This is a genomic window from Chitinophaga sp. 01L420, from assembly GCF_056399985.1.
This window is the reverse complement of the sequence record NZ_JBFTSK010000057.1, coordinates 41,888-53,087: the sequence shown is the minus strand read 5'-3', so window position 1 is coordinate 53,087 and position 11,200 is coordinate 41,888. Positions and strand designations below refer to the sequence as shown.

The 11,200-nt window shown below is 43.0% G+C and carries 7 protein-coding genes; 1 reads left to right on the top strand and 6 read right to left on the bottom strand.

Annotation, left to right across the window (positions count from 1 at the left end; genetic code table 11):
* Window positions 1-275: 275 nt before the first annotated feature.
* On the bottom strand, window positions 276-1,181 hold the full coding sequence (locus AC1DP6_RS32630) for a hypothetical protein (RefSeq protein ID WP_477058617.1): 906 nt from the start codon (window positions 1,179-1,181) through the stop codon (window positions 276-278).
* A gap of 359 nt (window positions 1,182-1,540) precedes the next feature.
* On the opposite strand from AC1DP6_RS32630, the gene AC1DP6_RS32625 reads away from it, so the two are divergent.
* On the top strand, window positions 1,541-4,690 hold the full coding sequence (locus AC1DP6_RS32625) for a TonB-dependent receptor (protein ID WP_477058616.1): 3,150 nt from the start codon (window positions 1,541-1,543) through the stop codon (window positions 4,688-4,690).
* Window positions 4,691-4,851: 161 nt separating this feature from the next.
* Here the strand turns inward: AC1DP6_RS32625 and AC1DP6_RS32620 are convergent, their stop codons facing one another.
* The 5 genes from AC1DP6_RS32620 to AC1DP6_RS32600 form a co-directional block, all read right to left on the bottom strand.
* The gene (locus AC1DP6_RS32620) at window positions 4,852-5,754 is read right to left on the bottom strand and encodes an aminoglycoside 6-adenylyltransferase (protein ID WP_477058615.1); all 903 of its coding nucleotides are present in this window, start codon (window positions 5,752-5,754) and stop codon (window positions 4,852-4,854) included.
* 49 nt (window positions 5,755-5,803) lie between these two features.
* Window positions 5,804-8,452: an ABC transporter permease gene (locus tag AC1DP6_RS32615; RefSeq protein ID WP_477058614.1), complete on the bottom strand. Its 2,649-nt coding sequence runs from the start codon at window positions 8,450-8,452 to the stop codon at window positions 5,804-5,806.
* 1 nt (window position 8,453) lies between these two features.
* Window positions 8,454-8,786, bottom strand: a complete 333-nt coding sequence (locus AC1DP6_RS32610) for a PadR family transcriptional regulator (RefSeq protein ID WP_477058613.1) — start codon at window positions 8,784-8,786, stop codon at window positions 8,454-8,456.
* A 214-nt stretch (window positions 8,787-9,000) separates the two neighbouring features.
* Entirely contained in the window at window positions 9,001-9,870 is an 870-nt protein-coding gene (locus AC1DP6_RS32605) for an isocitrate lyase/PEP mutase family protein (RefSeq protein WP_477058612.1), read from the bottom strand.
* Window positions 9,871-10,078: 208 nt separating this feature from the next.
* On the bottom strand, window positions 10,079-10,951 hold the full coding sequence (locus AC1DP6_RS32600; RefSeq protein WP_477058611.1) for a hypothetical protein: 873 nt from the start codon (window positions 10,949-10,951) through the stop codon (window positions 10,079-10,081).
* Window positions 10,952-11,200 lie beyond the last annotated feature (249 nt).

Here is an 11,200-nt window from a genome sequence, read left to right as displayed (position 1 = left end):
AAATATAACATAATCCGGGGAACCAGTTTTTGGGCAGATTGAAGATTATCTAAAGGGAGTGTATGGTGTATTGTATAATATTCAAAGCTAGTGTAGTAGGGATTTGAGAATGACAAACGCGAGTGTATGGGCATTTAGMSAATATTGAAAACCTGATCCCTTCCCTGGTTTTATTGGGGTTGACTTGTCTTCATGAAGACAGCATTAATTTCGGAGCAATAAATCAGGGGGCTTTTTGGGAAACAGGCACCCCGTTTCTGTAGCATTAAGATCTGCTACAGGGCTTCTATGGCATTGTTTACGACATTGTATACCTGCAGTCCTTTTATACAGGAGTATCTGTCAGCGCCCGACAGATAGTTCATATTCCCCTGTTTGTCCCTGCTTTCCCTGAAATGCGACATTACATAGCCTTCTTCAGCACTGAGGGCTTTCAGGGCTCCCAGTCTTTCTTTTTTAACGAAGTAAGCATTGTTGCCATAGGAATTTGAGCCTACAAAATAATAGCCTTTTTCTTGTGCCAGCATGCATAGCGCCTTTAGTGAAGCGCCAAAATAAAGGTGACTGTAGTGTTCTTTTTCTCTTACAAAATCGGCCTTATAAGGCACTGTAACTGCCCGCTCTTTTCCCATGACGCTGTTGTATTCAACAACCACAATAACGGGCTGTACTACCTGGATTGCTTTCCAGATCCAGTAGTCATTGCCATCTATATCAATTGATAGCAGGCCAATCTCTCCCGACAATCCACCCCTGGTGATCAGCTCGTTGATATTTTCCGCTGTAATAAACGAATGTACCACCTCCAGTTTGTGCTGATAGTAGATGTCGTCGGCTTTGATGTAGTCAATACTTTTCCGGCCACCATCGATGAGCAGACCGCTCCAGTTGTCATTTTTGAGCAGGAACCTGGTATTCGATTCCACATAATTTTCCACGCCAAATTCTATAAATGTTTTATTGGGGATCTCCACTTTATGAATCAGGTACTGAATAATACCATCATCTCCCGATTGGGAAAATACCTTAAATTCTGCCTCCGCAAGATCATCCAGGATAGGTAGTTGTTTGTTCTGCCTGGCAAGCAGTTTTCCCAGGAGCAGGATGTCCGTTTGTTGAGTTTTCCGGGTAGCGTATAAAGAATGGTATAAAACAGTTATTAGTTTCCTTATTCGTTTCATCAGGACTGGTATGGATTAGTAGGTACTCGTTAAAAAAATTACCGGTTCTTTCTCACAACATAATAATATAAATATTGTTCATTTTTAGGCAATTTATAATATGTTGTTTATATTTAAGTAACCGATAAAATTCATCTTGAATTCTTTTCTGCTTTACTGTTAGTTCGGATCCGACAAATGTATGAGACCTGTTTGCCTGAGATATCCTGATAGTCCGACTAATGAGCATATAAATATCAGATACGACTCATTTGTAATGCGGTGTGAAAATCAAATATAATATTTTGTTAACGCCGCGTTAATATTTGATAAATACTGCTTAGATAACTTCGCTGCCTGAATTTAAACCATCTAAATCGATGAAGCGCTCAATCTGTCTCCTTTTTATTACGTTAGGTATGCTAATGTGTTCCGAAGTATTTGCACAGTCCACCCTGGCTGATCTGAATGGTCAGGTCAAAGGGAAGGATGGTACAATGATTCCCGGGGCATCCATTACAGTGAGAAATGAATCGACTGGTTTTACCAACCGGACCCAGTCAAATACCAAAGGTTTTTACACCTTTAAACAATTGCCACTCGGTGGTCCTTACACGATTACTGTATCGGCAATAGGTTTTGGTTCTCAGAAAAAGCAGGACTATAATTTTAACCAGGGGGATGCTCTCCAGGTAAACTTTGATCTGGAGCAATCTGTTTCAAATCTTGATGCCGTTACCATCGTATCTACTTCCAACAAGAAAGCGATTGTGAATGCAGGTGCTGCTACCACCATTACCCCTACTGACATGAACAGGTTGCCGGTTAATGGAAGAAACTTCTCTAACCTGGCAGCGCTGTCGCCGCTTACCGGTAATGGTAACAGTATCAGCGGTCAGCTGGGATCTGGTACCAACTATACAATCGATGGTATGACTGCAAAGAACCCTACTTCTGCCGGTCCTACCACCTCCAGAAGCGGTGCTCCTTATTCTATCTCTATTGAAGCTGTTCGTGAGTTTAAAGTTGTTACCAACCAGTACGATGTTACACTCGGCAGATCAGGTGGTGGTACCGTGAGTGCTGTTACCAAATCGGGTACCAATACGGTTTCCGGTTCTGTATTCGGCTTTGGTCGTGCTAACTGGTTATCCAGCCCTTATGATATCCGTGGTAACAAAAGAAATAACGACTATTCCACTTATCAGTTCGGAGGATCTATCGGCGGCCCGATCATCAAAGATAAACTTCACTACTTCTTTGCATGGGATCACCAGACAGATAACCGTTCCCTGGTAATTGCAGACATACAATCTCCTTCAGATGAGTTGGTATATAACATCACCAGGAATGTATTAGATACATTTGTGAATATTGCCAGAGCAAAGTATGGTGTTTCCAACCATGCGCAATATGGCTCTTTTGGAAAAACACGTCAGTCTGATGCCGGCTTCCTGCGCTTAGATTGGCAGATTAACGATAAGAACCTGTTGACCATCAGAGATAACTATACCAATGATGTCAACAAACTGGGTTTGATTGATAATACGGCCATTGACCTGTATGAGTCAACCGGTAATGACTTTAACAAGGATAACAGCCTGTTGGTAACACTGAGATCTACTATCAGCACTAAAGTTACCAACGAATTGAAGGTGCAGCATTTGTATACCTGGCAAGCCAGCAGACAAAATGATGAGCTGCCAGGCGCGCTGCCAAGAGCGATCGTTGAAAACGTAACTTCTGTAGTGTCTGACGGAACTACCAAGTCTACCAATGTTCAGATCGGTGGTCACCGCTTTGGTCAGGAAGGATTTACCAACAACGTTATCCAGCTGACTGATAACCTGTATTACAACACGGAAAAAGTTAACTATACCTTCGGTATCGATCTGATGTATACACACGCTAAATCATTGTATGGTAGTGAAGTAAACGGTAGATATGTGTACAGAGGTATGGATGCTTTCCGCAATAATACACCCTATGCATTCTATCGTGAAGTGCCATTGGTGGCTGACCCAAGCGTAACTTCCAGTATTTTTAATGGTGGTATTTACGGTCAGTTGCAAACAGACCTGGGTAGTGGAGTAAGCCTTACTGCCGGTATACGTTTGGATATGGCTACTTATCCTAAAGCGCCATTTAACCAGGATCTGTATAATGCACTGGGCTTAAGCACCAATAACAGCATTAAGTCTTTTGTGCCGCAGCCAAGAGTTCAACTGACATGGGATGTTAACCAAAAGCATACAGATTATATCAAAGTGGGTGCAGGTGTGTTTAGCTCCGATATTAATAACTATATGCTCATCAACAACCTGACATTTGATGGCAAACATTTCGGGACCGCTAACCTGAACACCAGTTCTGTAAGTATACCTTCTCCTGATTTTGCAGCATACAGGAAAGATCTTTCTACAGTGCCTGCTTTTGCACAGTACCAGTTGCCGCTCATCAATTACACAGGTCCGGATGCTAAAATACCTGTCGTTTACAAAGCTAATATCAACTATACCAAATATATTACCAGCCGCCTGAGAATGGGTGTTTCTGCTTACCTGACTTACGGCCGTAATAACTACTTCTATATAGACAAAAACATGGTCCAAACTCCCTACTTCACTTTGTCTAATGAGGCCAACAGGGGAGTATATATTCCTTTAGATAAGATGAATACCAGCGGTGGTAGTGGTAACTACCTGGATGGTAGAATCAGCAAGGCGTTTGGCAGGGTACTGGAACTGACCAGCAAGGGTAAAAACAATACCTATACTTTTGTGTATGATGTTAACTATCGTTATTATAAAGATGGTAGCATCACCGCCAGCTATACCTGGAACGATTCCAAAGATAATACCTCCTACAACGGTAACGTTGCCAATAGTGCTACTTTAGGTTTACCGGTGGCATATGATCCACGTGATTTGAGTAAAATGACTTACTCTGATTTACAGTTCCGTCATAAGGTAGTATTCTATGGTACATCACCCTCCTTTGCAGGATTTGTGTTTGGTGTGCGCTTTTCTGGTATTGGTGGCACCCGTTACAGCCTGTTGTCTGGTGTAAACAGCAACCAGGATTTTGTAAGTGGTACCAACGACCTGGCATATGTATTTAATCCGAGTGATCCGGGTACATCTGCAGCAGTTAGAGACGGTTTGAATAAGCTTTTGAATTCAGCCGCAGGTAGCAGCTTCAAAAAATATGTGGAGAAATCAGAAGGTAAGATTGCTGAAAGAAATGGTGGCATCAATGGTTTCTATGGTACAATAGACTTAAGACTGGCTAAAACATTCAAGGTTTCCAAAAAGAGCGGTTTTGAGCTTTCTGTAGATGTTTTCAACTTCGCGAATATGCTCAATAAGAAATGGGGAGCAAGCCATAACTTTGGTAATACCTCCCTGTACCGTGCTTCTGCATTCAGTAAAGAAACCAGCACGTATAACTATTCTGTTAACACCAGCGGAATTGCTAATCCAGGTGGAGATCCGTACCAGGTGCAGGTGGGAGCAAGATTCTTCTTCTAATATCTGCTAAGCAGGATGAAGAGATTAATTGAAATCATCCGCGAAATATATATCGTCTGTCGCCAGGCTGAAGTTGAACTTCGGTCTGGCGACAGTCATTTTAAGGCATTGCTATGTTGGTAGTTTTCGAAGATCAAACAGGAAGGGTTTCACTTCGTTCATCACTTTATTTCCGGCGCATAAATCATTGCCGCATCCTTCGGTAACTGCTGTACATGCAACATATAGGTCGTTACATTTTTATCCCAACTTTCCGGATACTCATAGCCTAACTGCGCTGCAACAAACCTGGCAGAATTCCTGAAGAGGTCCATCGTAACATACACTGCCTGCCATATATGTTGCAGGTTAGCATCTGAATAAGTGGCCAGCATTTTTTCGTACATCTCCGGTTCTAAGTAACGCTGGTAAAACTTTCCAAACTTGCCGGGGTTTACTGTAAATCCATGACGGCAGCCGATGTACCAATCCATCATTTGTATCAATGCGCCACGGATCACCTGATTTATTAATTCCTTGACCAGTATCACTTCTTCACGCCACAATCCTTTTGCCAGGGCGGCATTCGTATACCAGAATTCGTTACAGCAATCATTGAACGAACGTTCTGATGGCTTTTGTACTATATAACTTGCGTCACTTGCAGGAGGAAGAGGATTGGCATTTAATACCCCGCTTTTATCCCATATCACTTTACAAAGACTATCACTGGTGAAGTGATCCAGTGTTTCCAGTGGGACCATCATCAGATCGATACGGTTTCCATCCTTAAACTGCAACAGGTAGGAGAATGCGCCTGCCAGTTCCGGCGAAGGAGGATACAGTTCCATGTCTTCCGGCATCTGCATGATCATTCTTTCGCCAAAAACATCTACCCAACTATGATCCTGCAGGAACGGTTCCAGGTTTTCTACTACGAAGATAATATCGTAATCCTGGAATATATCTTTTGTTACATTGGGATTGGATCGTGATCCATCTTGTAATACAGCCAGTACCCGTGGCTCTCTCTCTGCCACTTCCAGTATTAACTGCATCATTTCTGTTTCACTTCTGCTAACCATATTGGATGCTCTCTTTTTTGTTGTTGGGTGAGTTGATAAGTATCCATAATTATTCGCTTTTCAGGACCGCCACCGGATTGGTCCTCGCTGCCTTTAACGTTTGTGACCCGATCATAATGAACGCGATCAGCAATACCGCCAGTAAGCCTGCGAATAGCTCGGTGATTTGCACGGGGGCATGATAAGGAAAATTGGGGAGTACAACGGTTTGGAAGAAGACGTAAGTTGCCGGCAAGGCAATGAGTGCCGATACTGACAGGAGGAATAGAAAACCGCGGCTCAGCAAGTATATCAGGTTGCCGGCGCTGGCACCCATTACTTTTCGGATGCCGATCTCCTTTAGTCTTGTTTCGGTGGTGAATACCACCATTCCGAACAATCCCATTGATGCGATGGAAATGGCCAAAAATGAAAGGAAGCCAATGATCTTGATCATGGTGGAAAATTCGCTGTATGCATCTTCTATTGCTTTGTCGTAGAATTCAGCCATAAACGGATGTACACGATCGATCTTCTTCCATATGGACTCGATCTTGGCTACTGTGGCCGGCATGTCGGCGCTTTGTATTTTGGCGCTGATGATGGCCCTGTCTTCGGGTGTCCAGAAGGTGAATGCTACGGGGCCGATGAGGTTCTCCACTTTGCCATAGTGAAAGTCCTGCATTACGCCAACAATGGTCATTTTGCGTCCGTTCAATGTGATCTGTTCCCCGATTGCTTTCTGGGGGTTGTTGGCGCCTATGTTGAATCGCTTTAAAACCTGCTGGTTGACGATCACCTCTCCAACGGCCTGGGCTGTGGCGGGTCGGGCAATAAAGTTTCCACCGGCAACGAGTTTATAGTCATGCAGTGGTAAATAGTTTTCGTCGATGTGATTGGTCATAATCAGCACAGAATCCCGCGAATCTTTGTATTTCATATTGCCGCCCCAGGCGTTTCCTACGCCGGTGGTAATCAGCGACCGGGAAAGTGCAGTTACTTCCGGCATCTCACTGAGTTCCCTGAGCAGTACGTCGGGCTTATTATCCTGCATATTAATGTTCAGGATATTTGTTGTGCTGAATCCCAGGTCGAATGCCAGTATGTTTTTATACTGCACATAGCCGACGGCGGTAGTGGTGATAAAGATCAGTGTAACCGTGTATTGAATCACCACCAGCGTACGCCTGAGTGTCAGGTGTTTGAACATTTTCACCGATGAAGCATTCCCGAACGCATTGAGGGGACTGATTTTTGAAAAGTATATAGCGGGCATGAAGCCGGCAATCACACCTACCGTGACCGAAAAGATGATGAAGGCTGCCACCATGGATGGTGTTAGATCGAGCTTCACCGTGTGCTGCATCTCAGGCGCCATGTTGATCAGTAACGGCCGCAATATGAGAAACAGGAGGAATGAAAGCAGCAGCGCTGCCAGCGAGATCATGACCGCCTCGGCCAGGAATTGTAGCCGTACCTGGTTCTTTTCGGCGCCGATAGCTTTGCGAAGACCTATTTCCTTAATGCGGCGCATAGCGCGTGCTATCGAGAGGTTGGTATAATTGAAACATGCAGACAATATCACCACTAATGCCAGCCCGCAGAGGATCCAAAGCACAATAGGAGGGATGTGTGGGCCAACGAGGCCAGGGCCACCCTCGGATTGATGGAGGCTTTCTCCAACCACGATATTATATAAGGGAAGCAGTTCGAGTTGGATCTTGGTATTTTCGTCGGCAAGGTTTTCCGTTCTGGCAAGCGCATTGAGCTGCGACCGGATGGCCGTCATGTCGGCATTTTTCGAGGGCAGGAGGTAGACGGAGTTGGACCACATGTTTGTCCATGCGTTATAATTTTTATCGCCTTTATTGGTTTGTTCAGCGGTGGACAATGATATCAGCGCTTCGAAGCTGATGTGCGAAAAGAAGGGAACGTCCTTCATGATGCCGGTCACCTGGTAAACGAGTGTATCGATTTTGATTGCCTTGCCGAGTGCCGCCTGGTTGCCGAACAGCTTCTTTGCTGCCGTTTCCGTGAGAACAACCGAATAAGGATCTTTAAGCGCCGTTTCAGGGTTGCCTTCCACCATCGGGAATGTAAAGACCCTGAACAGCGATGGCTCCGCCCAGAAGCCCTTAATGGGGAGAGTATTGTCGCCTACCTTCGCGTCGCCTGAGAAGTTGTTGCGCATAGTAGTCACTTCTTCAATGCCGGCCACCTTCTCGCGGATAAGCTTTCCTGTCTTTACGGATGTGGAGGCAAACTTGCCGTTTTCTTCGCTGTTGGAGGTCAATATGTTGGTGATGCGATATATCCGCTCGCCATTTTTGTTGAACCTGTCGTACGAACGGAGGTCGAGTAGAAATGCGATCAACAGTAACCCAACAGACATGCTGATGGCAAGGCCAAGGATATTGATGAATGAGAACAGCTTGTTGCGCATGATGTTGCGCCCCGATGTTTTGACGTAGCTTCCAATCATGATCCGGTTCATAAAAAGGTTGACAAATATTGAACTTCGTACCGTATAACTTCTGAAGAATTTGAAGGTATCAATGATGTAGATCAGCTTTGCACGGCGTGGCCCCATGGATTGTACATTCCGTTCGAAGCATTCGCTGAGGTCTCCTGTAAGGTCCTCTACGAGTCCGGGTTTACAATACCATTCTACAAATCGCTGCGCCCAGGCGGGCGGATGGTGTTGCCGTTGTTCTTTCATGCTACATTTTTTGCCAGACAAGCGACGGTATCCTGGCCCACAGTTCATCACGCATTGATTTGGCGCTGACCAATGACGCCTTTCCCAGCATAGTGAGTTGATAGAACCTTTTGCGTTTACCGCCACGAGCCTTCGTTGCTTCGCCGAGCTCACTTTTCACAAGTCCCTTTTCTTCAAGACGGTTGAGCACCGCATGTACCACGCCGAGTTTCGCTGAACGGCCGGTATGGTTCGAGAGTTCGTCGCATATCGCTACGCTATATGCTTCGTTCATCAACGCTGCAACGGTGAGTAGCACCAGTTCTTCGAATTCTCCGAGGTTTGTACCTTTCATCTCTGATATTAATTACGTAAATGTATGTAAAAAGACTTTATTATACATACAAAAGGTGAATAATTAATTTGTTCAACTATCCGAGTTTGGGTAGGCGCGTCATTTCTGCATAAAAAAAGCCGCTATTATAGCGGCTTTTATTGTATAGCTTATTGAGACACCCGAACTTTTTTGCTGTAATACATCCATCGCTTTAGTTGTAATCGGCTCCGCGCTATTTATTTAATCCTATCGCCATTTTGTAGGCGGACGCAGCGTCGGGAAGTGGTGTCATTGTATCTAATAGAATATTGGAGGTTCCTTGTTCAGATAATTCGTCGGCCACTTTTTTAATTAAGGCTAAAGTAGCCTTCATTAAACTTGAACCCAGGCTTAAACGGGCAACGCCTAAATCCTGCAATTCACGGACAGATGGTGATAGGCCCGCTGCAATTGTAGGATTGGAAAGAATATTAATCGGCGCATTAATTTCTTTAACTAAAGTTGCGATAGTTTCTTTTTCCCATACGGGCTGAACAAATATGCAGTCTGCACCGGCTTCACGGTATTTGTTGCCACGCTTTATTGATTCCGATAATTTCTCCTGTGATGAACCTGATGAAGTATAAAATGAATCAGTTCTTGCATTAATTACTAAATGAAAACCCAGTGAATCTGACAAAGCGCGAATAGCGGATATTCTTTCACAAAATTCCATCTCATCAATTAATACCGGATTTAAATCAATGCTGTCCTCAATATTTATTCCTGCAATTCCTGTAGCAATTATCTTTTTAACGGCGTCAATTATTTCATTCAGATTGTTTCCATAGCCGGCTTCTATGTCTACCGTTACAGGAACTTGCACGCTCTTTACAATCCTCGTAATCACTTCAATCATCTCCGGCAATTGTATTACCTGGCAGTCAGGATAACCTAAAGAGGCGGCTATTCCCATACTTGTTGTGGCGATCGCTTTATAGCCACATGCTTCTATTAATTTAGAGCTTCCACTATCCCATGAATTTAAGAGTACCAAAATTTCTTCGTCATGGTGATATTTTAGAAGCATCCCGGCTTTTTCTTTTTGCGTATCTGAAACCATAATTGGGGCATTTTAAAAAAATGTAGTCTCGTACTAATGTGTGGGTATAGTAAGTTAAATATATTTTACTGGTATTTAAAAAGTATTATAATTCCAGTTTTGGTAGATCTGAATTACTTTCAAACTTAAAACTATCTTATCTATCATGTGTAATTCTGATTATATTGTCTAATTGTTTTTCACGAACCTGAACTTTTTTATTCCCAATTTATCTGGGATTTGTTGGTCGTTCGAGTTTCAAGTTATATACCCGCGCAATGGAATCAACCTGTTGATTAGAATACCTACTGTTGTTTAACAAGACATTCAATGCGTTTGTTGTGTTGACATTTTCATCCAGAAGAAGTTTTACATATTGTTCCGCTGATATTTGTCGACCTCCAATTGTATAGTATGTTGTTTGCGTGATAGGATGTTTTTCTCTGAAATCCAGAGCTGATTTGATTGAGTCGATTAGAAATATATACTCCGACTTCATAATTGCGTAACTAGTAGTGTCATCTACGTAATGCCCAAAATCTTTCAGGAAGCTTTTAATTTGGGAGGATGTAAGTGAATCTTTTGATACGTTGTATATTTTATCTTTAATATAGGAGAACTCGTTTAATAGTCTTTGCTTTTGATCATTTAATACTATAACCTCCTCCTTTAAGGTATCGATTTGCCTTAGCATTTTATAATCTGGGTACCAGTTTTTTTGGGATGATAAATCCAAGACGCCGGCATTAACTTGCTTTAGGGCCTCGGAATGTTCATTCGGATTGGGTTTTACACCGAAGCCCTCAAAAGGGGATTGTCTTGTGACGGTGTTCATGCCTGCTGCATTTACATAAATAAGCGCTGCATTGACAAAAAGGATGATATAGTTTGGAATAGATTTAAAATCCTTTTTCCGGATGAATAAAGATATTGACCAAAGAAAGGAGAAGCTGAATGCGATGATTCTAATGCAAAAGGAATTAAGATCAGTACTGAAACTAGACGCTGTTAAACAAAGTATCCAAACACATATACCGGCGATGGATAGATTGTCAATTGATTTTGGTGTGATAAAATTCGAAGGAGTTCTGTTATCCGACATAATTTTGACCGAAGTTTATAAAAGTTAAAAATTAACGGTAAAGTTGTCTTTGCTTCTATTGCAATAAATGGGACCTTTTATGCTACGCTTGCGTTCCTCAGATCTTTCCATTTTTTATGATAATATTAATCAATGGTTAAATGTGTAAAACATCTACTTGCCAGATAGGATACATTACCTATACCGGTCGTTCCCTTGGATTGTGATTATTGGCAGAATAGTTACTCACATCATCTCCGTTCCATGTCT